The sequence below is a fragment of the Amycolatopsis sp. SB7-3 genome, from assembly GCF_041021335.1.
Classification (GTDB): Bacteria; Actinomycetota; Actinomycetes; order Mycobacteriales; family Pseudonocardiaceae; genus Amycolatopsis; species Amycolatopsis japonica.
The window spans coordinates 1,251,811-1,278,058 of the sequence record NZ_JBFPJQ010000002.1 but is presented as its reverse complement, the minus strand read 5'-3'; the positions used below and the strand labels follow the sequence as shown (position 1 = coordinate 1,278,058).

General features: G+C 69.3%; 26 protein-coding genes. 18 read left to right on the top strand and 8 right to left on the bottom strand.

What is annotated here, in order from left to right; all coding sequences use genetic code 11:
- Positions 1 to 8: 8 nt before the first annotated feature.
- The 4 genes from AB8M46_RS23980 (at position 9) to AB8M46_RS23965 (ending at position 2,829) form a co-directional block, all read left to right on the top strand.
- Positions 9 to 749 carry a hypothetical protein gene (locus AB8M46_RS23980; protein WP_394361647.1) on the top strand — a complete coding sequence of 247 codons (741 nt, stop codon included), beginning with the start codon at positions 9 to 11 and terminating at the stop codon, positions 747 to 749.
- A 72-nt stretch (positions 750 to 821) separates the two neighbouring features.
- Positions 822 to 1,655 (top strand): class I SAM-dependent methyltransferase, encoded by an 834-nt coding sequence (locus tag AB8M46_RS23975; RefSeq protein WP_394361646.1) that lies wholly within the window; start codon positions 822 to 824, stop codon positions 1,653 to 1,655.
- A complete protein-coding gene (locus tag AB8M46_RS23970; RefSeq protein ID WP_125736145.1) occupies positions 1,655 to 2,266 on the top strand; it encodes a TetR/AcrR family transcriptional regulator in 612 nt (203 codons plus the stop codon). The genes AB8M46_RS23975 and AB8M46_RS23970 overlap by 1 nt, the downstream gene beginning before the upstream one ends.
- Before the next feature lie 101 nt (positions 2,267 to 2,367).
- A complete protein-coding gene (locus tag AB8M46_RS23965; protein WP_037339664.1) occupies positions 2,368 to 2,829 on the top strand; it encodes an ATP-binding protein in 462 nt (153 codons plus the stop codon).
- A 15-nt stretch (positions 2,830 to 2,844) separates the two neighbouring features.
- On the opposite strand, the gene AB8M46_RS23960 is transcribed toward AB8M46_RS23965, so the two are convergent.
- A complete protein-coding gene (locus AB8M46_RS23960) occupies positions 2,845 to 3,447 on the bottom strand; it encodes a TetR/AcrR family transcriptional regulator (RefSeq protein WP_394361645.1) in 603 nt (200 codons plus the stop codon).
- 88 nt (positions 3,448 to 3,535) lie between these two features.
- Between AB8M46_RS23960 and AB8M46_RS23955 the strand changes: the two genes are divergently transcribed.
- Positions 3,536 to 4,585, top strand: a complete 1,050-nt coding sequence (locus AB8M46_RS23955; protein WP_394361644.1) for an NAD(P)-dependent alcohol dehydrogenase — start codon at positions 3,536 to 3,538, stop codon at positions 4,583 to 4,585.
- A gap of 67 nt (positions 4,586 to 4,652) precedes the next feature.
- On the opposite strand, the gene AB8M46_RS23950 is transcribed toward AB8M46_RS23955, so the two are convergent.
- Both AB8M46_RS23950 and AB8M46_RS23945 read right to left on the bottom strand, forming a co-directional pair.
- On the bottom strand, positions 4,653 to 5,534 hold the full coding sequence (locus AB8M46_RS23950; protein WP_394361643.1) for a CPBP family intramembrane glutamic endopeptidase: 882 nt from the start codon (positions 5,532 to 5,534) through the stop codon (positions 4,653 to 4,655).
- A gap of 93 nt (positions 5,535 to 5,627) precedes the next feature.
- Entirely contained in the window at positions 5,628 to 6,386 is a 759-nt protein-coding gene (locus AB8M46_RS23945; protein WP_378425502.1) for a sigma-70 family RNA polymerase sigma factor, read from the bottom strand.
- A 66-nt stretch (positions 6,387 to 6,452) separates the two neighbouring features.
- Between AB8M46_RS23945 and AB8M46_RS23940 the strand changes: the two genes are divergently transcribed.
- The 6 genes from AB8M46_RS23940 to AB8M46_RS23915 all read left to right on the top strand — a co-directional run bounded on the left by AB8M46_RS23940 (position 6,453) and on the right by AB8M46_RS23915 (position 12,101).
- Positions 6,453 to 7,136: a TetR/AcrR family transcriptional regulator gene (locus AB8M46_RS23940; protein WP_037339657.1), complete on the top strand. Its 684-nt coding sequence runs from the start codon at positions 6,453 to 6,455 to the stop codon at positions 7,134 to 7,136.
- Positions 7,137 to 7,191: 55 nt separating this feature from the next.
- Positions 7,192 to 7,872: a GNAT family N-acetyltransferase gene (locus AB8M46_RS23935; protein WP_037339653.1), complete on the top strand. Its 681-nt coding sequence runs from the start codon at positions 7,192 to 7,194 to the stop codon at positions 7,870 to 7,872.
- 70 nt (positions 7,873 to 7,942) lie between these two features.
- Complete coding sequence (gene tdh, locus AB8M46_RS23930) at positions 7,943 to 8,974, top strand: L-threonine 3-dehydrogenase (RefSeq protein ID WP_037339651.1); 1,032 nt, start codon at positions 7,943 to 7,945, stop codon at positions 8,972 to 8,974.
- Positions 8,974 to 10,155 (top strand): glycine C-acetyltransferase, encoded by a 1,182-nt coding sequence (locus AB8M46_RS23925; RefSeq protein WP_016335261.1) that lies wholly within the window; start codon positions 8,974 to 8,976, stop codon positions 10,153 to 10,155. The genes tdh and AB8M46_RS23925 overlap by 1 nt, the downstream gene beginning before the upstream one ends.
- Positions 10,152 to 11,066: a LysR family transcriptional regulator gene (locus AB8M46_RS23920; protein WP_125736136.1), complete on the top strand. Its 915-nt coding sequence runs from the start codon at positions 10,152 to 10,154 to the stop codon at positions 11,064 to 11,066. The genes AB8M46_RS23925 and AB8M46_RS23920 overlap by 4 nt, the downstream gene beginning before the upstream one ends.
- Positions 11,067 to 11,105: 39 nt before the next feature.
- Positions 11,106 to 12,101, top strand: coding sequence for a TerC/Alx family metal homeostasis membrane protein (locus AB8M46_RS23915; RefSeq protein ID WP_394361642.1), 996 nt, complete (start codon positions 11,106 to 11,108; stop codon positions 12,099 to 12,101).
- On the opposite strand, the gene AB8M46_RS23910 is transcribed toward AB8M46_RS23915, so the two are convergent.
- Positions 12,098 to 12,661 carry a TetR/AcrR family transcriptional regulator gene (locus AB8M46_RS23910; protein WP_038511802.1) on the bottom strand — a complete coding sequence of 188 codons (564 nt, stop codon included), beginning with the start codon at positions 12,659 to 12,661 and terminating at the stop codon, positions 12,098 to 12,100. The genes AB8M46_RS23915 and AB8M46_RS23910 overlap by 4 nt on opposite strands.
- A gap of 81 nt (positions 12,662 to 12,742) precedes the next feature.
- Between AB8M46_RS23910 and AB8M46_RS23905 the strand changes: the two genes are divergently transcribed.
- Positions 12,743 to 13,795 (top strand): FAD-dependent oxidoreductase, encoded by a 1,053-nt coding sequence (locus tag AB8M46_RS23905; protein WP_394361641.1) that lies wholly within the window; start codon positions 12,743 to 12,745, stop codon positions 13,793 to 13,795.
- A gap of 54 nt (positions 13,796 to 13,849) precedes the next feature.
- Complete coding sequence (locus AB8M46_RS23900) at positions 13,850 to 15,088, top strand: DUF222 domain-containing protein (protein WP_394361640.1); 1,239 nt, start codon at positions 13,850 to 13,852, stop codon at positions 15,086 to 15,088.
- 474 nt (positions 15,089 to 15,562) lie between these two features.
- Here AB8M46_RS23900 and AB8M46_RS23895 read toward each other — a convergent pair whose 3' ends face one another.
- Positions 15,563 to 16,345 carry an alpha/beta fold hydrolase gene (locus AB8M46_RS23895; RefSeq protein WP_394361639.1) on the bottom strand — a complete coding sequence of 261 codons (783 nt, stop codon included), beginning with the start codon at positions 16,343 to 16,345 and terminating at the stop codon, positions 15,563 to 15,565.
- Between the two features lie 313 nt (positions 16,346 to 16,658).
- On the opposite strand from AB8M46_RS23895, the gene AB8M46_RS23890 reads away from it, so the two are divergent.
- Positions 16,659 to 17,603 carry a helix-turn-helix domain-containing protein gene (locus AB8M46_RS23890; RefSeq protein WP_394361638.1) on the top strand — a complete coding sequence of 315 codons (945 nt, stop codon included), beginning with the start codon at positions 16,659 to 16,661 and terminating at the stop codon, positions 17,601 to 17,603.
- A 99-nt stretch (positions 17,604 to 17,702) separates the two neighbouring features.
- Here the strand turns inward: AB8M46_RS23890 and AB8M46_RS23885 are convergent, their stop codons facing one another.
- Positions 17,703 to 18,335 (bottom strand): TetR/AcrR family transcriptional regulator, encoded by a 633-nt coding sequence (locus tag AB8M46_RS23885; protein WP_394361637.1) that lies wholly within the window; start codon positions 18,333 to 18,335, stop codon positions 17,703 to 17,705.
- Positions 18,336 to 18,383: 48 nt separating this feature from the next.
- Here AB8M46_RS23885 and AB8M46_RS23880 point away from each other — a divergent pair, with 48 nt between their 5' ends.
- Genes AB8M46_RS23880 through AB8M46_RS23870 form a run of 3 tightly spaced genes read left to right on the top strand, consistent with a single transcriptional unit; the run spans position 18,384 to position 21,654 of the window.
- On the top strand, positions 18,384 to 19,331 hold the full coding sequence (locus AB8M46_RS23880) for a patatin-like phospholipase family protein (RefSeq protein WP_394361636.1): 948 nt from the start codon (positions 18,384 to 18,386) through the stop codon (positions 19,329 to 19,331).
- Positions 19,328 to 20,176 carry an SDR family oxidoreductase gene (locus AB8M46_RS23875; protein WP_394361635.1) on the top strand — a complete coding sequence of 283 codons (849 nt, stop codon included), beginning with the start codon at positions 19,328 to 19,330 and terminating at the stop codon, positions 20,174 to 20,176. Before AB8M46_RS23880 ends, AB8M46_RS23875 begins: the two co-directional genes overlap by 4 nt.
- Positions 20,173 to 21,654, top strand: a complete 1,482-nt coding sequence (locus tag AB8M46_RS23870; protein WP_394361634.1) for a flavin-containing monooxygenase — start codon at positions 20,173 to 20,175, stop codon at positions 21,652 to 21,654. The genes AB8M46_RS23875 and AB8M46_RS23870 overlap by 4 nt, the downstream gene beginning before the upstream one ends.
- Positions 21,655 to 21,692: 38 nt before the next feature.
- Here AB8M46_RS23870 and AB8M46_RS23865 read toward each other — a convergent pair whose 3' ends face one another.
- Together AB8M46_RS23865 and AB8M46_RS23860 are read right to left on the bottom strand one after the other, a co-directional pair.
- Complete coding sequence (locus tag AB8M46_RS23865; RefSeq protein WP_394361633.1) at positions 21,693 to 22,445, bottom strand: hypothetical protein; 753 nt, start codon at positions 22,443 to 22,445, stop codon at positions 21,693 to 21,695.
- 4 nt (positions 22,446 to 22,449) lie between these two features.
- The gene (locus tag AB8M46_RS23860; protein ID WP_037339625.1) at positions 22,450 to 23,040 is read right to left on the bottom strand and encodes a papain-like cysteine protease family protein; all 591 of its coding nucleotides are present in this window, start codon (positions 23,038 to 23,040) and stop codon (positions 22,450 to 22,452) included.
- 384 nt (positions 23,041 to 23,424) lie between these two features.
- Here AB8M46_RS23860 and AB8M46_RS23855 point away from each other — a divergent pair, with 384 nt between their 5' ends.
- Positions 23,425 to 26,238 carry a LuxR C-terminal-related transcriptional regulator gene (locus AB8M46_RS23855; RefSeq protein ID WP_394361632.1) on the top strand — a complete coding sequence of 938 codons (2,814 nt, stop codon included), beginning with the start codon at positions 23,425 to 23,427 and terminating at the stop codon, positions 26,236 to 26,238.
- The last annotated feature ends 10 nt before the right edge of the window (positions 26,239 to 26,248 follow it).

Sequence of the window (26,248 nt, the reverse complement as noted above, 5' to 3'; positions counted from 1 at the left end):
GTGAGCTCATGAACATGACGATGCACCACGGAACGCATGGCCACGAACCCGCCGGTCTCGCGTCGACCCAAGGTGGCTACACCCTGGCGCCCACCACCACGAAGCTCATCCCCGGAACGACGGCGCCCTTCACCTTCCGAATCCTTGGCGCCGACGGCAAGCCGGTGACCGCCTACGACGTCGAGCACGAAAAGCGGCTGCACCTCATCGTCGTCCGCCGTGACACCGCAGGCTTCCAGCACATCCATCCCGAACTCGGCGACGACGGCACGTGGTCGGTTCCGCTGACCATCGCCGACGCCGGGGTCTACCGCGTGTTCGCCGATTTCAAGCCCAGCGGCGGCGAGGGGATCACCTTGGGCGTCGATCTCTTCGCCGGCGGGGACTTCCGCCCTGTCGAATACCGGACTTCGCGCGTCGCGGAGGTCGACGACTACCGGGTCCACCTCGACGGCGAACTCGCGCCGGGAATGCCGTCGAACGTGACCCTCACCGTCACCAAGGACGGCCGTGCGGTCACCGATCTCCAGCCGTACCTGGGTGCGTATGGGCATTTGGTCGCGCTGCGCGGTGGCGACCTCGCGTACCTGCACGTCCACCCCGATGGCGAACCCGGCGACGGCCGGACCGCGGCGGGCCCCGAGGTGACGTTCTTCGCCGGGTTCCCGACGGCGGGGACTTACCGGCTGTTCCTCGACTTCCAGCACGAGGGCAAGGTCCGCACCGCCGAATTCACTGTCGCCGCTTGACGGCGAGACCGAGCCTCGATCAGTATGAACACGTGTTCATGAACGCGCGTTCATAACGGAGGAGGTTCTGCGATGTCCGGCATCGTCAACACCGCGCAGTCCGAGGCGTGGAACGGCTACGAGGGACGGCACTGGGCCGAGCACGACGGGCGCTACGACGCGGTGAACAGCGGGTTCAACGACTTCCTGTTCGACGCCGCCGGAATCGGCGAGCGGGACCGGGTGCTCGACATCGGCTGTGGAAACGGCCAGGTCACCCGGCTCGCCGCCGTTCGGGCTCCGCTCGGGGAGGCGACCGGGATCGACCTGTCCGCGCCGATGCTCGCCACGGCGCGGGCCCGCGCGGAGGCCGAAGGCGTGGCGAACGTGCGGTTCGAGCAGGGCGACGTCCAGGTCTTTCCGCTGGGGGAAGGGGTTTTCGACGTCGCGCTCAGCCGGTTCGCGGTGACGTTCTTCGCGGATCCGGTCGCCGCGTTCGCGAACGTGCGCAGGGCGCTGAAGCCGGGCGGCAGGCTCGCGTTCCTGTGCATGACCGCACTCGCCGGAACCGATCTCGGCACCGTTTTCGGCGCGCTGTCACCGTTCCTGCCGACCCCGACCGGCGAGGACGGTACCGGTCCGACGGCGTTCGCCAACCCCGAACGGGCTCGTTCGGTGCTGACGGACGCCGGATTCCGCGAGTTCACGGCCACTCGCGTCGAGGCCGATCAGGTCTGGGGGAGCGACGTGGCCGACGCCGCCGGGTTCATCGCGGACTGGGGTCCGGTCAGGTACCACCTCGGTCTGGCCGGCGAAGAAGCGGCGAACGGCGCGCGAGAAGCGCTTTCGGCCGCGCTGCGGCCCTTCGCCGGGCCGGGCGGTGTGCGGCTGCGCGGTGCCGCGTGGCTGGTCAAGGCGAAATCCTGATGGCACCGAGGAAAGCGGCGGCACTGCGCGACACCGAAGACGGCCGGAGCCTGCGCGAGCATCTGATCGGCACGGCCGCGGACCTGATCTCCGCCAACGGCACCGCGGAACTCACGGTCCGGGCCATCGCGCGGGCGGCCGGGGTCGCCGACGGCGTGCTGTACAACCACTTCACCGACAAGGAGGAGTTGCTGGCCGACGCGCTGGCGGAACACGTGCGGCGGGTCGAAGCGGGGCTCGGCGAGCTGCCGGCGCCCGGTTCGGCCACGGTCGAAGCCAATCTCCGCGCCCAGCTGGCGTACGGGTTGGCTCTGCACAAGGAGATCCTGCCCGCGTTCGCCGGACTGCTCGCCCGCCCCGCCGTGCTCGCGCGATTCGGCGAATTGGCCGGGGACGGGGAGACCTGGCGCGATCGCCTCGCCGGATATCTGCGCGCGGAGAAGGAACTCGGCAGGCTGGACGGCGATGTCGACGCGGCGGCGTCGATGCTGGTCGGCGTCTGTCACGAATCGGTGCTCACCGCGCTGCTCCCGCATGGCCCGCGGGTGGCCACGTCGCCCGCGGTGAAAGCAGTGGTCAAGACGGTGCTGGAGGGTATCGCGGTGCGCTGACGCCCGTGTCGCGTTCAACACGGGTTGATCAGTGGGCGTTCTGGGTAACCCGGTTGTGCGACTTCAGCAAGGAGGTCGCGCGCGAGGGGAAGGGTGGCTCCATGATCAACATCGCGGAGCATCCGGTGCCGGGAACCTGGGTGCTCGACCTGCGGGCCACGACGCCACGGGCGTTGCCGGACATGCGCGCTTGGGTGGTCAGATGCCTTCCCGATCTCGGCGAGGGACACCGCGACGACGTCCTGCTGGCGGCGACGGAGCTCGTCGCCAACGCTTATGTGCACGGGGGTGGCGCACGCCACATCCAGTTGTGGCGTGGCGTGTCGCCCTGTGCTGTCCGCATCGAGGTCGCGGATGTCAGCGTCGAACAGCCGCGGGCGCGGTGCTCGCAGTTCGAGGATCCCCGCGGGCGCGGCCTTCTCGTCGTCGACGGGGTGGCCGTGCAATGGGGTGTCCGGCGGGAGCCGGTGCGCGGCGGGAAGATCGTCTGGGCGCACATCCGGTGCGACGGCGGCTGTCCGGAAGCACTCCCGCGCGTGCGCGTGAAGCGCTCCCGGAACTGATCACCGCGGTTCACCTCATCTTTTCGTGCGGCCTTCGATCGCGGCGCGGGCGGCCTCGGCCGACTTCCGGACGACGACCTCCTTGGAATAGCCCTGTTTCGTGAACACTCCGTCGAGGTAGAACGTGCCGTAGCCGTGCGCCTGGGTGAACAGCTGCTCCATCAGTTCGAGCCCGTCCTCCGGCCGGTCGGCGACGGTGAGGCAGAGCATGACGAACTGGTCGGTCAGGCGCCGGGTCTGCTCGTGCAGCGCGGCGTGCTCGGGGCCCTGCAGGCCGTCCGAGTAGATGATGTTCATCCCGGCCCGGCGTTCGATCAGGTACTCCGTGTACGCGCCGGCGGCCGCGGCGAGCGCGGCGACCGGTTCGCTTTCGGCCTCGATGGCGTCGTGCACCCTGTCCGCCAGCTGGCAGGCGACCTTGGCGGCGATCGCGGCCAGCAGGCTTTCCTTGTCCGGGAAGTGCCGATAGGGCGCGCCGGGACTGACCTTCGCGCGCCTGGCGACCTCGGCGACGGAGAACGCGCCGAGCCCTTGTTCGGCGATCAGGTCGAGGGAGACCCGGACGAGTTCGGCGCGAAGGTCGCCGTGATGGTACTTGCCGCCCATGTCGTGGATCACACCGTCCCGGTCGCGGAATATGTAAGAGCCCTCTTACGCTGGTTGTAAGTGACCTCTTACATGGTCTCACTGTTTCTCGGAGGGTTTCATGACGACGACCACGCACGCCATCGCCGCGCCGTCCCCGGGCGCCGCCCTGTCGCCGACGACGATCGAGCGTCGCGACCTGCGTCCGGACGACGTGCTGATCGACATCGCGTACGCGGGGATCTGCCACAGCGACATCCACCAGGTGAAGGAGGACTGGGGCAGCGCGATCTTCCCGATGGTGCCCGGTCACGAGATCGCCGGCGTCGTCGCCGCGGTCGGCTCCGACGTGACGAAGTACCAGGTCGGCGACCGGGTCGGGGTCGGCTGCATGGTCGATTCCTGTGGCGAGTGCGAGTACTGCCTCGCGGGCACCGAGCAGTTCTGCGTCAAGGGCAACATCCAGACCTACAACGGAGTCGGTTTCGACGGCGAGAACACCTACGGCGGGTACAGCCGCCAGATCGTCGTGAAGGACGCTTTCGTCTGCCGCATCCCGGAAGGCATCGGCCTCGACGTCGCCGCCCCGCTGCTGTGCGCGGGCATCACCACCTACTCCCCGCTGAACCGCTGGGGAGCGGGGCCGGGCAAGAAGGTCGCCGTCGTCGGTCTCGGCGGGCTCGGGCATATGGCGGTCAAGATCGCGGTCGCGATGGGTGCCGAGGTCACCGTGCTCAGCCAGAGCCTGAAGAAGCAGGAAGACGGCCTGAAGCTGGGCGCGAAGGACTACTTCGCGATGGGTGACGCGTCGACGTTCAAGGCGCTGCGCGGCCGCTTCGACCTGATCCTCAACACCGTTTCGGCGACGCTGCCCGTCGACTCCTACCTCGGCATGCTGCGCGTCGGCGGCGCGATGGTGAACGTCGGCGCGCCCGGCGAACCGCTGTCCTACAACGCCTTCTCGCTGCTGGGTGGGAACAAGGTGCTCGCCGGCTCGATGATCGGCGGGATCGCCGAGACGCAGGAGATGCTCGATTTCTGCGCCGAGCACGGGATCGGCGCGGAGATCGAGACGATCTCGGCCGACCAGGTGAACGTGGCCTACGACCGGGTCGAGAACAGCGACGTCCGCTACCGGTTCGTCATCGACGCGGCGACCATCGGCGCCTGACGTCAAGCGGGTCGTGAGTGGCGATTCGGGTTAGAACCCGAATCGCCACTCACGACCCGCCGGCGCGTCACATCAGCAGCAGCGGCAGCGTGTTCATCGCGGTGTGCGCGGCGATCGGTGCCCAGAGGTTGCGGTAGCGCGACCACAGGTAACCGGTGAACAGGCCGAAGAACCCTTGGAAGGCGACGATCGCGCCCAGGGTGAGCGGCAGTGATCCCTGTCCGTGCGTCGGCAGATGCAGCCACGCGAACAGCAGCGCCGACAGCAGGATTCCGGGCCACCGCCCGAAAAGCGCCTCCAGCCGGGTCTGCAGCATGCCGCGGAAGAACACCTCTTCGAGGACGTTCGCGGTGAAGAACGTCAGCGTCGCGCCGACCGCCAGGTACACCGGGTCCGGGTAGTCCTCCGAAGTGGGCAGCGGCGGCGCGAGCGGGCCGAGGACGTAGAGCCAGCCGAACACGAGCACCGCCGGGATCGGCGCGAGCCATTGCCAGGTCTCCCGGGGCCGCCACGTGAGCCGGAAGGAATCCCGCGCGGGCAGCGCTCGAAGCAGAATCAACGGCAGCGCCAGGAAAACCAGCGGTTTGGCGAGCGCCCAGATGTCGCGGACCAGCGCTTGCTGTCCCGCCTCCGACAACAGGTACAACGCCAGCGGCCACAGGAACGCGATGAGCGCCAGGGCCGTCGCCTGTCTGCCCAGTCCTCGCCGGTCGGTCACCTCGGGGAGCAGTTTCGGCGCGTGGAGCGGGATCCCGTGGATCAGCAGGATCCCGGCCAGTGCGGGGACCAGGGCGCCCGCGAGGGAAAGTTCCTTGGCCGAATCCGCGGACGGGGTGATCGCGTCGTGCCCGGTGGCCAGCAGCAGCGCGGGGGCGGCCACGAACACCGCGAGCCCGCCGAAGAGGATTCCCCAGGCGGCACCCGGCCGGGTGCCGGTTTTTTCTGTCACCGGGCCAGGATCTTGGAAGTGGCGCGAGTCCGCGTCATCACTTCGGAGGACTTCAGCCGACCGCGCGGGAGGCCGCTCCGGTATCCGGCCGACTCAGGCGGGGACGGCGCGGACGCCCGGCGGCATCTCGCGGTTGACCTCGTCGAGCCGGGTGGCGACGGTCCGGCAGGGTTCGCAGCCCGCCAGATGCTCGGCGATCAGATCCGCGCGGCGGCCCGGCACGCCGCCGCGCAGCCACGCGCCCATCCGGCGCCGCGCTTCCTGGCAGCACGGCGTTCCCGTCTCGGGGACCTGCGCCTGGAGGAATGCCTGGCGCAGCCCTTCGCGGGCCCGCAAGGCGAGGACGGAGGCGCCGTTGGGCGACACGCCCAGCAGCGGCGCCACCACCTTCGGGGAATCGCCCTCGGCTTCGGTCCGCCACAGCACGGTCCGCCAGCGGCCGGGCAGCGCGCAGTACGCGGTCCACGCCAGCCGGGCGTTCGACCGGAGGATGACGAGTTCCTCCGCGCCCACGACGCCGGTGGCCTCTTCGACCGCCGGGGTGGTGCCGTACAGCTCGACCCGTTTGTGGTGACGGCTCCACTTGGCGGCGAGATTCCGGATGGTGACCGCGAGGTAGGGGCGGAGGTTTTCGCGCGGCCCGCCGCCGTCTCGGATGACGCTCAGAACCCGCACGAAGGCTTCGGCCACGAGGTCGTCCCGTTCGGCGGGGTCGGCGACCCAGCCGGCGGCGATACGGCGGAGCGGCTCGGCGTGGCGCCGGAAAAGTGTTTCGCCGGCGGCGATGTCACCCGCGCGGAAGGCGTCGAGCAGCGTGGCGTCCGCTGTGGTCTCGTCGACGTCATTCCTCATCGCGGTCTCCCGAAGTAACGGGTACGGCAGTGTACCGGTAACCCGGCCACCGATAAACTCCGGGGGATGACGCCTGAAGCCGACGCGCCGCGGCCGGACGGCCGGGCGGCGCGCTGGGCGGGACAGCGGGAGCGCCGTCGACGGGAATTCGTCGACGCGGCGCTGCGCGCCATCGCCGAGCACGGTCCGGAGGTCTCCACCGAACAGATCGCCGACGAGGCGGGGGTGGCCAGAACCCGGGTGTACAAGCACTTCGACGACGCCGCCGACCTGCAGCGTTCGATCGCCGACCGCGCCGTCCGCCTCATCACCGCCGAACTGGCCCCGCTGTGGGACCCGAGCGGGACGCCCATGCAGTTGATCACCATCGCGGTGGGCGCACACACCGGCTGGCTCGCCGAACACGGGAACCTCTACCGCTATCTCGCCAGGCACTCCCAAGCCGGGCGGCGCGGCGGCGACGCCATCACCGACGTCAGAACGGCGATCGCCCGGCAGCTCTCCATCCTGTTCGAGCACTACCTCGACACCTTCGATCTCGACGGCCGGATCGCCGAACCGCTCGCCTTCGGGCTGGTCGGCCTCGTCGACACGAGTGCCGCGCGCTGGCTGGAGAATCCGGGCGGCCTCGAGCTCCCGGAGCTCGCGAGCCAGCTGGTGCGGTGGATCTGGCGGGTCATCGACGACACGCTCCGGGAACGCGGGGTCGAACTCGACCCGCATTCGCCGCTGCTCGTGCCGGGTGGCTGAGCGCTCAGGATGTGGGAGCGGGAATGAAAGCCGGTCCGCCGGTGTCGGAGCGGTCATGGTCACCCCTTTCGACGACCCGGCCTGGGCCTCGCTGACCGGCCCGCACGCCCATTTCGCGGAGCGTTCCGGCCAGGTCCTGCGCTACCAGGTCGACGTCGCGCCGTTCTTCGCCCTGCCCCCTGAGCCGGACGACGGCGTGTGGGCCGACGTCGCCGCGCTGGCGGGCCCCGGCCAGACGGTCACGGTCCACAACGCGCTGCCCGTCCCTGCCGACTGGGAAGTCCTCGGCAGGATCGCCGGAGTCCGGCTGGTCGACGTCGCGCTCGAAGCCGCCGAAGATCCCGAAGCGGTCGTGCTGGGGCCCGACGACGTCCCGGAGATGCTCGACCTCGTCGAGCGGACCAAACCGGGGCCGTTCCGGAAGCGGACCATCGAACTGGGGACATATCTGGGGATCCGGCGCGACGGCGAGCTGATCGCGATGGCGGGGGAGCGGATGCATCCGCCCGGCTGGACCGAGATCAGCGCCGTCTGCACCGACCCGGCGTATCGCGGCCAGGGATTGGCGACCCGCCTCATCCGCGCGGTGGCGGCGGGGATCCGCGCCCGCGGCGAACACCCGATGATGCACGCGGCGGCGACGAACACCTCGGCCATCCGGCTCTACGAATCGATCGGTTTCGAGGTGGTGCCGCGGCCGGACTTCGTGTCGGTCCGGGTCCCGGGCTCCTTGTGAAGACACGCTAACGAGGGATTTCAGAAACTCGCGATGGACTGAACAGCACGGGCGGGCCAGACTTCGCGCCATGAAGGCATTGGTCAAAGCCGACCGAGCACCCGGGCTGGAACTCACCGACGTTCCGGACCCCGCGGTCGGCCCCGGCGACGTCGCCGTCCGCGTGCTGCGCGCCGGGATCTGCGGTACCGATCTGCACATCGACTCCTGGGACGACTGGGCGTCGCGCACCATCGCCGCGCCGCTGGTCATCGGGCACGAGTTCGTCGGCGAGGTGGTCGAGATCGGCCGGTCGGTGACCACGGTCAAGGTGGGCGACCTGGTCAGCGGCGAGGGACATCTCGTCTGCGGAAGCTGCCGCAACTGCAAGGCCGGGCGGCGTCACCTGTGCGCCAGGACCAAGGGCCTCGGCGTGCACACCGACGGTGCCTTCGCGCAGTACGCCGTGCTGCCCGAGATGAACGCCTGGGTGCACCGGACCAAGGTCGACCTCGACATCGCCGCGATCTTCGACCCGCTCGGCAACGCCGTGCACACCGCGCTGTCCTTCCCCGTCATCGGCGAGGACGTGCTGGTCACCGGCGCCGGCCCGATCGGCATCATGGCCGCCGCCATCGCGCGGCACGCGGGCGCGCGCAACGTCGTCGTCACCGACGTCAGCGAGCACCGCCTGGAACTGGCCCGCAAGGTCGGCGTCGACCTCGCGCTGGACGTCTCCTCCGCGACCATCGCCGACGCGCAGCAGAAGCTCGGCATGGCCGAGGGCTTCGACGTCGGCATGGAGATGAGCGGGCGGCCCGAAGCGCTGCGCGACATGATCGCGAACATGTCCCACGGTGGGCGCGTCGCGCTGCTCGGCCTTCCCGCTTCCGACGTGTCGGTCGACATCGCGTCCGTGGTGCTGAAGATGATCCAGCTCAAGGGGATCTACGGGCGCGAGATGTTCGAGACCTGGTACTCGATGTCCGTCCTGCTGCAGGCCGGGCTGGACATCTCGCCGGTGATCACCCACCGGTTCGGCTACACCGAATACGAGAAGGCGTTCGCGACGGCCAGGGAAGGCCGCTGCGGCAAGGTCATTCTGGACTGGACGGAGAACTGATGTACGGCGCGATGCGCGACGACCTCAAGGCCGGGCTCGCCGAGATCCGGGAAGCCGGGCTGTACAAGGGCGAGCGGGTGATCCAGGGACCGCAACGGGCTTCGGTCAGCGTCGGCGACGGCGACGTCCTCAACTTCTGCGCCAACAACTACCTCGGTCTCGCCGACCACCCCAAGCTGATCAAGGCCGCGCAAGAGGCGCTGGACCGCTGGGGCTTCGGTATGGCGTCGGTGCGGTTCATCTGCGGGACCCAGCAGCCGCACAAGGAACTCGAGGCGAAGCTGTCGGAGTTCCTCGGCACCGAGGACACGATCCTCTACAGCTCCTGTTTCGACGCCAACGCCGGGCTGTTCGAGACGCTGCTGACCGATCAGGACGTCATCATCTCCGACGAGCTCAACCACGCGTCGATCATCGACGGCGTCCGGCTCTGCAAGGCGAAGCGGATGCGCTACCGCAACCGTGACGTCGCGGATCTGGAGGCCAGGCTGAAGGAGGCGTCCGGCGCGCGGTACCGGATGATCGCCACCGACGGCGTCTTTTCGATGGACGGCTACCTCGCCCCGCTCGACGAGATCTGCGAGCTGGCCGAGCGGTACGACGCGCTGGTGATGGTGGACGACTCGCACGCCGTCGGCTTCACCGGTCCGACCGGTCGCGGTACGCCCGAGCTGTTCGGCGTGCAGGACAAGGTCGACGTGTTGACCGGCACGCTCGGCAAGGCGCTCGGCGGCGCGAGCGGCGGCTACACCTCGGGCCGCGCGGAGATCGTCGAGATGCTGCGCCAGCGTTCACGGCCGTACCTGTTCTCGAACTCGCTGGCGCCGTCGATCACCGCGGCCGCGCTCGCCACGCTGGAGCTGCTGGACTCCTCCAGCGACCTGCTGGGCAAGCTGCGCGCCAACACCGAGCTGTTCCGGCGCCGGATGACCGAGGCCGGTTTCGATCTGCTCCCGGGTGAGCACCCCATCATCCCGGTGATGATCGGTGACGCCGCCAAGGCGGGCAAGATGGCGGATCTGCTGCTCGACCAGGGCATCTACGTGATCGGCTTCTCGTACCCGGTGGTGCCGCACGGCAAGGCGCGGATCCGCACGCAGATGTCGGCCGCGCATTCGACCGACGACGTCAACCGGGCCGTCGACGCGTTCGTGACGGCAAGGTCCATGATGGACGAATGATCGATCCGCGACGGCTGCGCGTGCTGCGGGCCCTCGCCGACCACGGCACCGTGACGGCGGCGGGCCAGGCGCTGCACCTGACGCCGTCCGCGGTCTCCCAGCAGCTGGCCGCCCTCGAAGCCGAGTGCGGCCAGCAGCTGCTCCGCCGCCGGGGCAGGCGGGTCTCGCTGACCCCGGCGGGTGAATTGATGGTGGTGCACGCCAACGCCGTCGCCGCCGAACTGGAACGGGCGCAGGCGACCCTCGCCGCGCTCGATTCCGGTGTCCAGGGCATGGTGCGGCTGGCGAGTTTCGCCTCCGCGATCACGATGGTCGTGGCGCCCGCGATCGCTTCGCTGCGTGCCGGTTCGCCCGGGGTCACCATGCAGGTGCAGGACGTCGAGGGGCACGCGAGCATCCCGCTCCTGCTCGACGGCGAGGTCGATCTGGCGATCACCGAGGAGTACCGGCTCTCGCCACGGACGGATGAAAGCAGGCTCACCCGGTTCCCGTTGTACGTGGAGCCCTTCGACGTCGTGCTGCCCACCGCGCACCGGCTCGCCGGGGCGTCCGAAGTGGACATCGACGACCTCGCCGACGACGAGTGGATCGCGCCGAAACCCGGGAATCCCTGCCGTGACGTGCTGATGATCGTCTGCGCCAACCCGGAGATCCGGCACGTCTCCGACGATTTCCACGCGATCACCACCCTGGTCGCCGCCGGCGAGGGGGTGGCCTTGGTGCCGCGTAACGCTTTCACGGCGGTTCCCGGTGCGGTGGCCGTCCCGTTGCGCGGCGAACCGCCGCTGCGCCGGGTGTTCGCCGCCGTCCGGCGGGGGAGCGCGGATCATCCGTTGCTCAAGACCGTGCTCGCCGCGTTGCTGGACGCGGCCCCGGGTCATGCGAATGCGGAGCGGGGGAGTCGCACATAAGATCTGGGCACCTGCCGTCGAAGGAAAGACAGGGTCCGGATGCTCCAGATCGATGCCCTCACCTGGATCGTCACGATCGGGCTGGTGCTCGGGCTCCTGGCGCTCGATCTCATCCTCGCGGCCGTGCGGCCGCACAAGGTCGGCTTCGGCGAGGCGGTGGCCTGGTCGATCGGCTACATCCTGGTCGCGGTGGCGTTCGGTGTCTGGCTGACGCTGGCGCACGGTGGTGACTTCGGGCAGCAGTACTTCGCGGGTTACATCGTGGAGAAGAGCCTGTCGGTCGACAACCTCTTCGTCTTCGTGATCATCATGAGCACCTTCGCGGTCCCCGAGGAACACCAGCACAAGGTGCTCACGTTCGGCATCGTCGTCGCGCTGATCATGCGCGCGATCTTCATCGCCCTCGGCGCGACGCTGCTTTCCTTGTTCTCCTTCATGTTCCTGCTGTTCGGGCTGCTGCTGATCTACACCGGTGTCCAGCTGTTCCGGCATCGCGACGAGGACCCGGACGTCGAGAACAACGTGGTGGTGCGGACCGCGCGCCGTCTGCTGCCGCTGTCGACCGAGTACGACGGTGGCAAGCTGTTCACCCGGGTCGAGGGAAAGCGCGTTGGCACGCCGCTGGTCGTGGTGCTGCTCGCGATCGGCGGGATCGACCTGCTGTTCGCGCTGGACTCGATCCCCGCGGTCTTCGGTGTCACCGACGAGCCGTATCTGGTCTTCGCGGCCAACGCGTTCGCCCTGCTGGGCCTGCGGGCGCTGTACTTCCTCGTGAAGGGCCTGCTCGATCGCCTGGTGTACCTGTCCGCCGGGCTCGCGGTGATCCTCGGGTTCATCGGGATCAAGCTGATCCTGCACTGGGCACATGTGGACATCGACGAAAGCGTTCCGGAGATCTCGACGCCGGTCAGCCTCGCGGTGATCATCGGCATCCTCGTGGTGGTGACGGTGGCGAGCCTGCTCAAGACCCGCAAAGACCCGTCCGCGAAGGCACATCCGGGCTCGCTGCGCGGCTCTCGCCCCGAAGAGGACTAGCGCCAGCCCGCTTCGAGGAGATCGAAGATCCTCTCGACGTCCTCTCGCGGATCCTTTCGGCCTCGGGTGAGGGCCGGGATGTCCAATACGAAGCGGGCGAGCGCGCGGCAAGCGATGTCTTCGGAGCTCACGCCGGTCTCCTCGGCGATGGCGGCGCCGAGGGCCGCGGCGTGCCGGGTCCACATGCGCTCGCCGTACTCCTGCAGTGCCGGGGTGCCGCTCACCAGCGCGGTGAACTCGGCGTACTGGGGGTGCGTCGTGAGCGGAAGCCAGGTGGCGAGCACGTAGGCGCGCAACGCCTCGACGATGCTCTGGCCCTCTTCGCGCTCCCGGACGGCGGCGACAAGGCGTGCCTCGCGGTCTGCCGACTCGTCGAAGACCAGCGCTTCCTTGCCGGGGAAGTGCTTGAACAGCGTCGTCGTCGAGACGTCGGCCGCCTCGGCGATGTCGCGGATGCTGACCTGGTCGTAGCCGCGCTCCAGGAACAGGTTCAGCGCGGCGTCCGCCAGTGCCTGGCGGGTGGCCGCCTTCTTGCGTTCACGCCGTCCCGGTGTCTCCATGGGCGCACTCTATCGCATGGGTTGTCGCAGTCACTAAGTTGACTCGTTGCACTTTTTAACTCGTTCTGCTTTTCTGGACGCATGACGATCAGCATCATCGGAGCGGGTCCCGGCGGCCTGACCTGCGCCCGCATCCTTCAACAGCACGGCATTCCCGTGACGGTCTACGACCGGGACCCCCATCCCGCAGCTCGCAACCAGGGCGGCACCCTCGACCTGCACGCGGACGACGGGCAGTTGGCCCTGCGCGAAGCCGGCCTCCTCGACGAGTTCTTCGCGCTCGCCCGCCCGGAAGGGCAGGAGATGCGCAAACTGGATCCCGCCGGACGGCTCTTGGCGCACCATGTCCCGGCCGAGGGGGAGCTGTTCAAACCGGAGATCGACCGCGGTCAGTTGCGTGGTCTGCTTCTCGACTCGCTGAAGCCGGACACTGTCCAGTGGGGACGGACCCTGGACCGGGTCGAGGCTCCTGGGCTTCTTCGATTCACGGATGGGGAGACGGTCGAGACGGACCTGATCATCGGCGCCGACGGCGCGTGGTCGCGGGTGCGCCCGGCGGTTTCGGCGGCCGTGCCCGAGTACGTCGGGGTCACCTTCCTGGAGGCGTGGTTCGACGATGTCCGGAACGCGCATCCCGAACTCGCCGAACTCGTCGGCCAGGGCAGCGCGATGGCGGCCGACGGCGAGCGGTGTCTGTTCGCGCAGCGCAACAGCGGCGACCACATCCGGGTCTACATCGTCCAGCGGATGCCCGCGGACTGGGCCGGGTCGGGTGGTGACGTCCGAGGTCGGCTACTCGAAGCGTTCTCCGGCTGGTCGCCGTCGTTGCTGCGGATGATCACCGACAACGACGGGCCATATGTCGATCGGCCGTTGTTCGCGCTGCCGGTCCCGCATACGTGGGAGCACAAGCCGTGGGTGACCCTGCTCGGCGATGCCGCTCACCTGATGCCGCCGCTGGGTGTCGGGGTCAACTTGGCGATGCTCGACGCTTGCGAACTCGCCCTGGCGTTGGCCGGCTCGGCCAGTTTGGGTGAGGCTGTCGGGGTTTATGAGGCGACGATGCTGCCGCGATCGGTTGAGTTCGCTCGGCGGCTGGAGAATGGTGCCCAGGGGTTGCTTGATGTCGATTAGTGTTGCTGTGTAACGGTTTCAGAAACTGTCGGTGGTCGGTTGTACGTTCTGCGTGTGGACACAGTCAACGCCACTGTGGCGCTATTGAAGGAAATCACCTCGTCGGAAGTTTTGCGGGAGGTTAATGCTTCGCTGGATTCGTTGGGGGATCAGGATGCCGTGGATGCCGCCATCGCTGCGTCGGAGGGCATCGCACGCTTGGAGGCTGTCCGGTTCCGTGCTTTAGGTCGTTTAAGCCGCCATCGTGATGGTGCCTCCAGCGTGGTGCAGGAGGTCGCGTTCGCTCTGTCCGTTGTGGACGGACATGCTGCCGGGCTGGTCTCGACGGCTGAGGCGTTGACGACTCGGCTGCCGCGCACGTTGGGGTTGCTCGATCAGGGGAAGGTGGGCGGCTATGGGGCGATGAAAGTCGCGGCAGCCACTGCCTGGCTCTCGGATGAGGACGCCCGTGCGGTGGACGCGGTCCTGGAGGATCGGATCCCGAATCGGAACTCCGATCAGATCCGGAAAGCGGCCAACCATGCGGCGATGATGGCCGACCGTGACGGTGCCTCCCGCCGTGCCGAACGCAACCGCGGCGGGCGCCGCTTGACCGTGCGACAGGGCGACACCGGCGTGGCGTCCATCGAAGTCGAAGACGGGCCCGTCGAAAAGGTGGCCGCCGCCTACACCCGCATCGACCGCGAAGCCCGCGCCCTGCGAGCCGACGGGGAAACGCGCACCCTGGATCAGTTGCGTGCGGATGTCGCCCTTGATCTTCTGCTGGGTGGTCAGGGCGGGAAGAGTGAACGGTCCGAAGTGTTCCTCTACATGGACCTTCAGACGTATTTGGGGTTGAACGATGATCCCGCGGAGATGGCCGGGCATGGGCACATTCCGGCGTCGCTGGCCCGGGAGATCGCTGGTGGCTCGAATACTGTGCTGCGGCGGATCATCGCCGACCCACTCTCAGGACAGGTCCTCGACCTCGGCCGGAACCGCTACCGACCCACCGCCGGGCTCGACGAGTTCGTGCGGGTGCGAGACAGAGAATGCCGAAGACCCGGGTGTCATCGTGTGGCCCAGGCCTGCGACCTCGATCATTCGCTGCCGTGGCAACACGGCGGCCATACGTCGGATACCGAGCTGATCGATCTGTGCCGCCGTGATCATCGGTTGAAGGACGAGCCTGGGTGGAACTACCGGTTGGCTTCTGACGGGACTCTGACGATCACCACGCCCACGGGGCAGAGTTACGACAGCTCGCCTCCGCCATTGCACGAACCCCGTGGCGAGGAACCGCCACCGTTCTGAGCCGTGGTCGGAAAACGACCACGATGTTGTATTCCCAACGGTTGTGTTGCCGGAAAACGACCACGGCTCAACTCCGAGGAGGTCCTCACGCAGCTTCCTTCGGCCGGGACCGCTGTCGCCGAAATCCGGCTACAGCTCAACACGCGGTCGCGCATCTCGTGAGGACGCCGTCGGGTCGCCGTCGTCGGAATTCGGCAACCCTTGCCAGCGCGAACAGGACTCCAAGCATCGCCACTGCCGCCTGCCCGTTACCGAAATATGGCAACTCCCCAAGGCCCCGCGCCACCGGTCTGTCCTTGCCAGAATTCGGCTACCGCAACAGCCACCACTGTCGCCCAGGCCTTGCCAAAGACCTCGGAAAGGTGTGCCGCCCGGCGGCCGAACTCGTCCGCGTAGAGGCCCAGGAGCCAGCCGCCAGAAACCCACCGCGAAGACGAGAAAGCCGCGATAGGCACATACCCCGCAGGCGACGGTCTACCCGAGGAAGTCGCTCACCAGGTCACTCGATACAGGGCGGCATTCGTCGAAGTACGCGTGCCGCGCGCCGGCGAAGAGATGCATCCGCGCGTCGGGAATCCGGTCCGTCAGCAACGGCGCGTTCGTCACGGGCGCGAGCAGGTCGTCGTCGCCGTGCAGGATCAGCGTGGGCGCGCCGATCTTCGGAAGTACGTCCCAGGCGTCGTGGCTGTTGCTCGCGACGAGATGCCCGCGCACCGCGTGCGGCGGCATACCGTGCGCGCCCAGCACCCGGTACGGACCGGGATTCGCCGCGCGCCAGGCGGGCGTGTACATCAAGTCCGTCAGCGTCTCGCGAGCCTCCACCGAGGATCGTCGCGCCAGGGCCAGCCGCACGTCGTTCGATCGCTCGACGCCGTGCTTGCCGCCCGGCGTGGTGCAGCCGAGCACCAGCCGCCGCACCCGATCGGGATACCGCGCGGCGACCCATTGCGCGACCCGCCCGCCCATCGAGGTGCCGTAGACGTCGGCCTCGCCGACCCCGAGCTCGTCGAGCACCGCGATCACGTCGTCCGCGAAACCCGTTGTGGAGTAAGCGGAATCGGGCGCGTCACTGGCGCCGGTGCCGCGATAGTCCATGGTGATCGTGCTCGGGAAATCCCCGCGCGTGCGGTCCCACCAGGTGTGGTCGTTCGCCTGCCCGGCCAGCAGCACGAGCGGCAGGCCCGTGCCGTGCCACTGGTAGGCCAGCCGGGTGCCGTCGGCGGCGACGGCGTGGCCGGTGCGGGGGAGCGAGCTCATTCTTCTCCTGTTCGGTCTTCCCAGAGCCGCCCGGAGCCGTTCGCGGACCAGCGGACGGACGCCGTTCGGCGGCGCTTTCCAGCAGGTCGACCGTGACGATCCCGGTGACCACCCCAGGTTTTCGAGGCGAGCGCGGCGACCGCTCATGATAGCCACATGACCGAGGCTTCCCAGGGCGATCCTCCAGCGCGCGAGTGAGCCATTCCGACCAACCGGACGACGCCGACGGCCCTGGTAGCGCCCGCCGGGTGGCGGTAGCGTTCCGGCGGGCGGACTTTTCGTTACGGGCGAACGGAAAGGAGGCGTGGTCGGCGTGCACGAACCGAAGGTGACGGAATTCGCGACCACCGATCCGGAACAGGCGTGTGCCCTGCTCGCCGAGGCGTACCGGGACAATCGTTTGCGGGTCCGCGGCAGCGTCGAGAGCTACCGTTTCGAGCACAACCGCTGTGATCTCGGGGACGTGCATTTCGACTTCCTGCACAACACGCTGACCACGGAGGTCCTCGTCCAGCCGTTGGGCAGGGTGGTGCTGTTGCGGGTGCTGGGCGGTGAACAGGAGCTCGACGACGGGGTCAGCGACCGCAGGCTCGGCCCGGGAGACGTGTTCGTCGGCCCGCATCCCGGCCATGAGTACCGGACGGGGCTGCACGGCACGCGGCTGCAGATCACCGGGATCGACCTCTCGCTGTTCGGCGGAATCGACCCGGAACCCGTGGTGGAGCGGTTGTGCTACGAGCCGGTGTGCCCGGAGAAGGCCCGGCGATGGAGCCGGACGGTCGACTACATGACCGCCTTGTTCACCGATCCGGACGTGGAGAACGGCCCGCTGGTACTCGGCGCGGCGGGCAGGCTGATGGCCGCCATGGCACTGGACACCTTCACCACGGGCAGGGGTGAAGAGCGCCCGAGCGACCGCCGCGACGCCGTCCCGGACACGGTGCGCCGCGCGGTCGCCTTCCTGGAGGCGAATCCGGACCTCGACCTCGGTGTCGCCGACATCGCGCGCGCCTGCCGGGTCTCGGTGCGGGCCCTGCAACTGGCGTTCCGGCGACATCTGGACACCACGCCCATGGCCTACCTGCGCCGGATCCGGCTCGACCTGGCCAGAGCGGACCTCCGTGCCGCCGCGCCCGGCGACGGCACGACGGTGACGAGTGTCGCGGCGAAGTGGGGTTTCCTGGACGGAAGCCGGTTCAGCGCGCAGTACCGTGCGGCGTTCGGCGAACCGCCCAGCCACACCCTGCGGAATCCGTGAAGGTTCGTTTTCGTCGGTGCCGGTATGCGTTTCAGGCGCTAGACCCGGCTGTCCGGACCCTGTTCCATAAGCGTGGCACCAGTATCGCCCAGACCCCGCTTACTGGTGTGTCGCGATCCCGTCGTACATCACCCGGCGGACCGCCCGGCTCATCGCGGCCTGCCGCTCCGGTGAAGGATCGCGCAGTTCGGACAGCACCGACGCGAGGATCATCCCGTTGATCGCGCGGGCGGTGGAGTCCACGTCCAGGTCCTCGTGCAGATACCCGAGGCGGACGCCGTGGTGCAGATAGCCCGCGGTCAGCCCGGCGGCGGTCTCGTAGAAGTCCAGCACCCGTTCCCGCATCTCGGCGTCGATACCCGCCGCCTCGAGCAGGAGGAACCGGGCCATCCGCGGGTCACTGCCGAAGATCCGGGCGAGCGCGTCGCCGATCCGCGCGCTCTGCTTGCGGTACTCGGCCAGGCTGTTGACCGCGTCCGGCGCGTTGTCCGCTGCCAGCGCACCGACCACCTTCTCGACCAGGTCCGTGATGACGTGGTCCACGATGTCCCGCTTGTTCTGGAAGTACCGGTAGAAGGTGCCGTGCCCGATGCCCAGCCGGGCGGCGATGTCGGCGATGCCGGTCGCGTGGTAGCCCCGTTCGGCGAAGCAGTCGAACGCGGTCTCCACGATCTCGCGCCGTAGTTCCTGCTTCTTCCGTGCGGCCCTGCTGACCGGGATCTCCGTCGTCATTCCGCCAGCTTATTGCCTGACGCGTTCAAATGACATACCGTTCCGGAAATGACACGTCATTCCGCGAGAGCGCTGGTGCTCGGTTGCGGCGGGACCTTGGGGTTCGCTTGGACGGCCGCGGTCCTCGGCGCGCTGCACGCCGAGGCCGGCTGGGATCCGCGGGAGGCGGACGTCCTGGTCGGCACGTCGGCGGGCGCCGAGGCGGTGGCCATGCTCGGGGCGGGCATCCCAGCGAAGGCGATCCTCGACGCGGTGGCGGGCACACCCGGTGGCGACACCGTCGTCGCCGCGCACGTCCGGCGGGTGCCGGACAGGCTTCCGCCGGTTCCGTCCCCGCGCTGGCCGGCGGCCGGATTGGTCCGGGCCGCGCTGCGCCGGGACGTCGACACGCTCGCCGGTCTCGCGGGTCTTCTGCCCCGGGGCCGGGGCGACGCGACTTGGCTTCGCGAGCTCGGGGACGCGCTGGCGCCCGGTGGCTGGGTCCCGCATCCCGCGACCTGGCTGATGGCCGCGGACCTGACGGGGAAGCGGATCGCGCTCGGCTCCCCGGACGCGCCGCCCGCCGGGCTCGGTGAGGCGATCGCCGCGTCGTGGGCGATCCCCGGCTGGTTCCCGCCGTCCGTTGTGGACGGACGGCCGCTGCTCGACGGCGGCACGGTCTCCCCGACCTCGGCCGATCTCCTGCTCGGTCACGACGTCGGCGAGGTCGTGCTGATCGCGCCGATGAGCAGCGAGGGCGGCGCACCGGCCCGCGGTGCGGCCCGGCTGGAACGGCTGCTGCGGACGGCGATGACCAGGCGGGTCGACGACGAGGTGCGACGACTGCGCGCGGCCGGTGTCCGAGTGGTGCGGATCGAGCCGGGGCCCGCCGATCTCGCCGCCATGGGCGCGAACTTCATGGACGGACGGCGCCGGGAGCACGTGCTCGCCACGGCGTCGAGGACGGCGCCCGGTCTGGTCGCCGAAGCCTTCGAACGAGAAGGAGTACGCGCATGACCAAATACCCGGACCTTGACCTCGCTCGCGCGCACGTGGCGATCACCGGCGCGGGGCAGGGCATCGGCCGCGCGACCGCCGAACGCATGGCCGCCCTCGGCGCGCGCGTCTCGATCGGTGACCTCGACCTCGAAGCCGCGAAACGGACCGCCGGAGACATCGGCGGTACCGCGCATCATCTGGACGTCGCCGATCCGGCGTCGTTCGCCACGTTCCTCGGCGAGGCAGAACAGGCGAACGGACCGCTCGCGGTGCTCGTCAACAACGCCGGGATCATGCCGAACGGCGGCTTCCTCGATCTCTCCGACGCGCTGAACCGGGCGACGATGGAGGTCAATGTCTTCGGCGTCGTCCACGGCATGCGGCTGGCGCTGCCCGGCATGCTGGAACGCGGGCGCGGGCACATCGTCAACGTCGCTTCGCTGGCCGGGAAGTTCCCGGTGAAAGGGCTGGCGATCTACAACGCCAGCAAGTTCGCCGTCGTCGGGCTGACCGCGGCGACCCGGCTGGAGTACGCGCCGCACGGCGTGAGCGTCTCGGCCGTGCTGCCGTCGGCGGTCGACACCGCGCTCGCGTCCGGGCTCGACATGCGGCCGATCCCGAAGGTGAAACCGGGCCGGATCGCCGACGCCGTGGTGGATTCCGTCCGCACCCGGGCCGCGGAGATCGCCGTGCCCGGTTACGTCGGCGCGCTCGCCACCCTCGCGAACGTGACCCCCGAACCGGCGCTCAACGCGTTCCGGCGGCTGATACGGGACGACCGGGCCCTGCGCCCCGATTCACCCGAGCGGGACGGCTACCGCGCCCGCCTCGACCAGGACACCCACCGGGAGGAAAACGCATGACCACGCAGTACGACGCCGTCGTCGTGGGGGCCGGGTTCGGCGGGATGGGCGCGGCGATCCAGCTCAACCGGCTCGGCTACGACAACCTGCTCATCCTCGAACGCGAGTCCGACCTCGGCGGCACCTGGCATGTGAACCGCTATCCCGGGCTGGCCGTCGACATCCCGTCGGCCACCTACTCGTACTCGTTCGAACCGAATCCACACTGGTCGCGGCTCTTCGCGCCGGGCGCGGAGCTCAAGCGGTACGCCGAGCACGTCGCGGACAAGTACCGGCTGCGGCGCTACATGCGGTTCGGTTCGGTGGTCACCGGCGCGGTCTGGGACGAGGCGGACGCGCACTGGAAGGTCTCGCTCGCCGACGGCGAACCGGTCACCGCCAAGTATCTCCTCACCGCGACGGGATTCCTTTCCCAGCCTAAGAAACCCGACATCGCCGGGATTGACACCTTCGGCGGCAAGGTCATCCACACCACCGCCTGGGACGACGAGTACGACCTCGCGGGCAAACGCGTCGCGCTGATCGGCACCGGCGCGACCGCGGTCCAGCTGATCCCCGAGATCGCGAAGGTCGCGCGGGACCTCACCGTGTACCAGCGGACGCCGATCTGGGTGAGCCCCAAACTGGACTTCCCGGTGCCGAAGGCGGTCCGGCGCGCGTTCGCCGCGCTCCCGTTCACCCAGCGGGCCGCCCGGCTGACCGGGACCGCGCTGCTGGAGCTGATGATGGTCTCCGGTGTGCTGCACTACAAGCAGCTCCCGATGGCCAACCGGCTCGGCAAGCTGTGGTGCCAGGCGCATCTGCGCCGTCAGGTGCGGGATCCGGGGCTGCGCGCGGAACTGACGCCGCGTTATTCGTTCGGCTGCAAGCGCCCGACGTTCTCCAACGAGTACTACCCGGCCTTCACCAAGGACCACGTGCACCTGGAGACGACGTCGATCGCGAAGATCGACGAGAGCGGCATCGAGACCACGGACGGGCGGCGGCGGGACATCGACGTCCTGGTGCTGGCGACCGGATTCGACCTGTGGGAGGCGAACTTCCCGGCGATCGAGATCATCGGACGCGACGGCCGGGATCTCGGGAAGTGGTGGCGGGAGAACCGTTTCCAGGCCTACGAGGGCGTCGCGATCCCGAAGTTCCCCAACTTCATTTCGCTCAACAGCCCGTATTCCTACTCGGGACTGTCCTATTTCACCACCATCGAGACGCAGATGCGGCATATGGACCGGCTCTTCGGCGCGATGCGGCGGCGTGGCGCGACGGAGTTCGAGGTGACGCAGGAGGCGAACGACGCGTTCCTCGACCGGATGACCGAACGCCTCGGCGACTCGATCTTCACGCTCGGGAACTGCGCCCCGGCGAACAGCTACTACTTCAACCCGCACGGGGAGGCGACCCTGCTGCGGCCGTCCTCGACGCTGAACGCCATCAAGGAGGCGCAGAGCTTCCCCATCGAGGACTACACGTTCGCGTAGGGTGCCGGGACCCCGCGCGGTCCCGGCACCCCTGGCGCTTACTGCTTGCGGAGCCGCAGCGTGACGGCCGTGCCCGCGGCGGCGAGGAAGACCGCGCCGAGCGCGTACGGCCACCACGGCACGTCGGTGTCGCCCACCGGGGCGGCACCGTAACCACCGGCGGCACCGGTGCGGTCGTACGTCGAGCCGGGCAGCTTGTCGCCGTAGCGGCTCTGCAGGGCTTCGCGGTAGGCGGCGAGCGACATCTTCTCGCCGGTCTTCGCCACCGACGAGCCGTCGAGGACGGTCACGGTGTCCCCGTCGACGGCGTACCAGGCACCCGCCTGAGGTTCGCTCAGGAGGTAGCCCTTGCCGACCTGCGCCGCGAGGCGCTTTTCGACGTCACCCGAGGCGACGTTGTAGACCGACCAGCCCGAACCCTCACGCTGCGACCACACGGTCGCGGCGTCACCGTTGCCCAGGGTCGCCGGGGTGGCGACATAGGCGAGCTCGGCCGGGACGGTGGAGGTGCCGGCGATGAAGGCGGCGGTCGGCTGGTACACCGCCACCGGTGTCCGCGGATCGGCCTTGGCGGTCTTGGCCGCGAGGGCCGTGTCCGCTTTGACGGCGCCGGGGAACTGCGCCTTGGCGAGCCGCTGGGTGGTCGCGTCGCTGGTGACCACTGTGGACACCGCGGCGAGGTCGGCGGCGGTGGGCGCGCCGCTGGGGGCGTCGGCCGCGGAGGACTGGCCGCCGAGCGCCAGCGACAGTCCGAGGGCGAGGATCGTGGCGCCGAGGAAGGTTCGCTTCATGGTTTCAGTCCTTGATCCCGTAGACGGTGTGGGTCCAGGTGAACGAGTTGTTGGACCGGTAGGCGTTGTAGCTCATCTGGTTGTAACGGGGGCTGGAGCCCCACGGGTCGCCGTAGTACACCGTCGTCGCGCCATTGGTGTTGTCGTAGCCGTAGAGCACGTGCATGTGGCCGCCGCCGTTGCGCCAGCCGATCCGCGTGCCGATCGGCTGCCGCGCGTCGACCTGGCTCTTGATCGACGCGAAGCTCAGCGTCTGCCCCGAGGAGCTGTAGGTGCCGACGTTGCTGAACCCGAGCCAGCGGAACACGCGCTGCTGATCGCTCAGGTAGCCCTGGTTGTTCGCGCAGTCCGAACCGGACTCGTTGTGCGCGACCTGGCAGAACTTGGTCTGGGTGAGGGAGTGACCCCACCAGGCGGCGATCGTGTTGCCACTGGCGTCCCAGCACCAGTTGCTCTTCTCCTGCGCCTGCATGGTGATCGGGATCGTGGTGGCCGCCGTGATGGCGGGTGCCGCGGTGGCGGGCGCCTGCAGGGCGACCAGCGCGGCGACACCGGCGCAGGCCGTGGCCAGCCCGCGCCTGAACGAGGTTTTCACCGTCGGAACACTCCTAACTGGATGGTCGAACGCGAAGCAAGCGCGGCGGCCACCCGTAAGGGACAGGTGGGGACTTCGGCTACCCGACTGGGTGGCAGACCGGCGCGTGCGGGGGAGTTGCGCTGTGGCGAGGTAACAGAGGGGCACTGCGAACAGTCTGAGATTCACCCTCTGGTGGTCACATGGCAAGGTTCGCGGCAATACCTAAGGGTCCGTATTGCCGATGCGGGGGTCGGTGTCACCGCAGGTCGTCGTCGCCCGATCGAGTTAACAGTGCGGTGAAGTCGTGACTCCGGTGGTGTGGACCAGCGGAAAGCGCGCGGCTCGTGGTCACTGTTCGTGTTCCCGCCTTTCGGCGGGTGTCCGCTCGGTATGGTCCCGAGCATGCCGACGATCGGTACGGCACCGGTGTTCGTGGCCCGCGACACCGAATTGGCCGAACTGGTGCGCGTCGCCTCGCGCCCGCCGTCGGTCGCCGTTGTCGAGGGCGAACCGGGGGTGGGCCGGAGCCGGCTGCTCGAAGAACTGGCCGCCCATCCCGTGCTCGCCTCGCGTGTGGTGTGGTCCGCCCGCTGCGGTTCGTTCTCCCGGCCTTGCCGCCTGGCGCCGTTGGTCGACGCGCTGCTCGAGAAGAGCGCCGTGGCCGCCGCCCACGCGGCCGGCTTCTCCCCGGTGACCGGTGTCCTGCGGCGGCTCGTTCCCGAATGGTCGCCGTGGCTGCCGCCGTTCCCGGAGAACGCGGACGCGGAGACCGTCCGGCAGCAGGAGTTCCGGGCCGTACGGGAGGTGCTGACCGGCTGCGGTCCGGCGGTACTGATACTCGACGACGTCCACTGCGCGGACGACGACACCTGGGAGTTCCTGCGCGGGCTCGCGGCTTCCCCGGCGGCGGCGCTGAGCGTGGTGGTCAGCGCGACGGCGGGCGGGCCGCGGCGATTCCCGCCGTTGCGCGAGACTGCCGCGCATCTCTCGCTCGCGGCGTTCACCGCCGTCCAGGTGCGGACGTTGCTGGACGCCTCCTTCGGCCGCTGCGCGCCGGATTTCGCCGAAGCGGCGCACCGGCGGACGTCCGGGATCGCCGTCGACCTGACGGCGTTGGTTCAGAGCGTCGGCGACACGGCCGAAGCGCTTTCGGCGGACCGGCTGGCGTCGGCGACCGTGCCGCCGATCGTGCGGAGCCGGGTTTCCGGGCTGATGGCGGCGATCGGGCCGGCCGCCAGGGATGTCGTCCGCGCGGCCGCGGTGCTGGGCGCGCCCGCCGGGGAGCCGGATCTGGGCGCGGTCGCGGCGTGCGCGGAGATCGAGGGTGCGGTAACCGAAGCCGTGGAAGCGGGCCTGCTGCGGGATCTCGGCCGAGGCCGCTATGTCTCGGGGAGCCCGCTGATCGCCGAAGCCGTCTACGCGTTGCTCCCCGGGCCTCAGCGCTGCGCGATGCACGCACGCGCCGCAGCCCGGCTCTCCGCGGACGCCGAACCTTTCGCGTCGCTCATCGCCCGTCACGCGCGGCTGGCGGGCGACATCGCCGCGTGGACACAGTGGACCGGCGTCGCGGTCGACAACGCCATCGAGGACGGACGGACCGAAGAAGCGAGCCGCCTGCTCGAAACGGCGCTGCGGGACGCGGACCTGCCGAGGAACGCGCGCGAATCGTTCGCCGTCCGGCTCGGCAGGGAACTGCCGCGCAGTATCGCGCACGCCGGCACGGTGCGGCTGCTGCGGGAGATCCTGCGCGAATGGCCGCTGAGCAAGGCCGCGCGGGGCGAGATCCGGGTCCACCTCGGACAGGTGCTGATCAACCAGGTGGGCAAGGTCGAAGCGGGCAGGCTCGAGATCGAACTGGGCGCGGCCGACCTCGGCAGACGCCAGGCGCTGCTCGCCAGGGGACTGGTGACGTTGGCGCTGCCGCATATCGGGACCGTCCCGGTCGAAGAGAACCTCCGCTGGCTCGACGAGGCCGAGCAGGTCAGCAAGGGGGAACACGACGCCGGGCTGCTCGCCGCGATCGCCGCCAACCGGCTTTCGGCACGGATGCAGGTCGCCGATCCCGAAGCCTGGGAGGACATCGCGGATCTGCCGCGGGCCCCGGAGTCGGCCGAGGTCTGCCGTCAGGTGGCCCGCACCTACATCAACCTGGCCGACGCGGTGGCGTGGAACGGGCACTATCCGGTCGCGCGGGCCTACCTCGCGACCGCGCGGCGGCTGATCCGCGACGACCACCAGCCCTATCTCGACGCGCTCGCCGACGGCACGGAGCTGCGGTTGGATCTGGCGATGGGGGAGTGGGCGAGCGTCGCGGAGAAGGCGCGCGCGATGTTGACGCGGGTCGACAAGGACAGTTCGCTGGCGGCCGAGCCGCTGCTGGTGCTCGGCTGGTACGAGTACGGGCAGCACCGGCCGACCGCGGCCCTGCGCAATTTCGACGCGGCGTTCGCGCTGTCCGCGGGCAGTGTCCCGGTGCAGGCTTCGGCGTACGCGGGGCGGGTGGCCGTCCATCAGGCGGGCAAGGATCTGCAGGCCGCCCGGCGCCTGGCCGAATTCGGCCTGGAAACCGTGCGCCGCAAGAACAACTGGGTCTGGGCGGCCGAGTTGATGCCGTTCGCCGTGCGCACCATGCTCGGGCTGGGGCAGCACGTCGAGGCGCGAGAGCTGCTGGCGGAGTACCGGCAAGGCATCGACGGCAAGGACGCGCCGGTCGCGAACGCGTCGGCGCTGCTGTGCCGGGGCATGCTCACGCAGGCGCGTGGCGAGACATTGGCCGCCGGTGAACTGCTGCTGGGCGCCGCGCAGGCCTACAGCGCCTTGCCACTCCCGTATTTCGCCGCCTACGCCGACGAACTCGCCGCCGGATGTTTTTCCGAAGCCGGGGTGCGGGAGCGTGCCGTCGCTTCCTTCACCACCGCGGAGACGACGTACGCGAGCCTCGGTGCCGCCGTGGACGCGCTGCGCTGCCGTCGTTCGTTGCGCCGCTGCGATCCGGAGATGCCCCGGCGCGGGCGCAAAGGTTACGGCGAAGCGTTGTCCCCGAGAGAGCTCGAAGTCGCCCGGCTCGCCGCCCAGAACCTGACGAACCGGGAGATCGGGGAGCGGCTGTTCCTCTCACCGAGGACGGTCGAGATCCACGTCGGACGAGCACTGCGCAAATTGGGATTGCCTTCGCGTACCGTCCTGACCGCTGATCTGCTCAGCGACATTCCCTAAGGGCACGTAC

Bases quoted from the DNA above. Each gene is read 5' to 3' on its own strand.
- AB8M46_RS23855 (WP_394361632.1), top strand. From the start codon at position 23,425: ATGCCGACGATCGGTACGGCACCGGTGTTCGTGGCCCGCGACACCGAA.
- tdh (WP_037339651.1), top strand. From the start codon at position 7,943: ATGAAGGCATTGGTCAAAGCCGACCGAGCACCCGGGCTGGAACTCACC.
- AB8M46_RS23980 (WP_394361647.1), top strand. From the start codon at position 9: ATGAACATGACGATGCACCACGGAACGCATGGCCACGAACCCGCCGGT.
- AB8M46_RS23870 (WP_394361634.1), top strand. From the start codon at position 20,173: ATGACCACGCAGTACGACGCCGTCGTCGTGGGGGCCGGGTTCGGCGGG.
- AB8M46_RS23865 (WP_394361633.1), bottom strand. From the start codon at position 22,445: ATGAAGCGAACCTTCCTCGGCGCCACGATCCTCGCCCTCGGACTGTCG.
- AB8M46_RS23920 (WP_125736136.1), top strand. From the start codon at position 10,152: ATGATCGATCCGCGACGGCTGCGCGTGCTGCGGGCCCTCGCCGACCAC.
- AB8M46_RS23955 (WP_394361644.1), top strand. From the start codon at position 3,536: ATGACGACGACCACGCACGCCATCGCCGCGCCGTCCCCGGGCGCCGCC.
- AB8M46_RS23975 (WP_394361646.1), top strand. From the start codon at position 822: ATGTCCGGCATCGTCAACACCGCGCAGTCCGAGGCGTGGAACGGCTAC.
- AB8M46_RS23875 (WP_394361635.1), top strand. From the start codon at position 19,328: ATGACCAAATACCCGGACCTTGACCTCGCTCGCGCGCACGTGGCGATC.
- AB8M46_RS23895 (WP_394361639.1), bottom strand. From the start codon at position 16,345: ATGAGCTCGCTCCCCCGCACCGGCCACGCCGTCGCCGCCGACGGCACC.
- AB8M46_RS23925 (WP_016335261.1), top strand. From the start codon at position 8,974: ATGTACGGCGCGATGCGCGACGACCTCAAGGCCGGGCTCGCCGAGATC.
- AB8M46_RS23905 (WP_394361641.1), top strand. From the start codon at position 12,743: ATGACGATCAGCATCATCGGAGCGGGTCCCGGCGGCCTGACCTGCGCC.
- AB8M46_RS23915 (WP_394361642.1), top strand. From the start codon at position 11,106: ATGCTCCAGATCGATGCCCTCACCTGGATCGTCACGATCGGGCTGGTG.
- AB8M46_RS23970 (WP_125736145.1), top strand. From the start codon at position 1,655: ATGGCACCGAGGAAAGCGGCGGCACTGCGCGACACCGAAGACGGCCGG.
- AB8M46_RS23910 (WP_038511802.1), bottom strand. From the start codon at position 12,661: ATGGAGACACCGGGACGGCGTGAACGCAAGAAGGCGGCCACCCGCCAG.
- AB8M46_RS23945 (WP_378425502.1), bottom strand. From the start codon at position 6,386: ATGAGGAATGACGTCGACGAGACCACAGCGGACGCCACGCTGCTCGAC.
- AB8M46_RS23885 (WP_394361637.1), bottom strand. From the start codon at position 18,335: ATGACGACGGAGATCCCGGTCAGCAGGGCCGCACGGAAGAAGCAGGAA.
- AB8M46_RS23935 (WP_037339653.1), top strand. From the start codon at position 7,192: ATGGTCACCCCTTTCGACGACCCGGCCTGGGCCTCGCTGACCGGCCCG.
- AB8M46_RS23940 (WP_037339657.1), top strand. From the start codon at position 6,453: ATGACGCCTGAAGCCGACGCGCCGCGGCCGGACGGCCGGGCGGCGCGC.
- AB8M46_RS23880 (WP_394361636.1), top strand. From the start codon at position 18,384: ATGACACGTCATTCCGCGAGAGCGCTGGTGCTCGGTTGCGGCGGGACC.
- AB8M46_RS23965 (WP_037339664.1), top strand. From the start codon at position 2,368: ATGATCAACATCGCGGAGCATCCGGTGCCGGGAACCTGGGTGCTCGAC.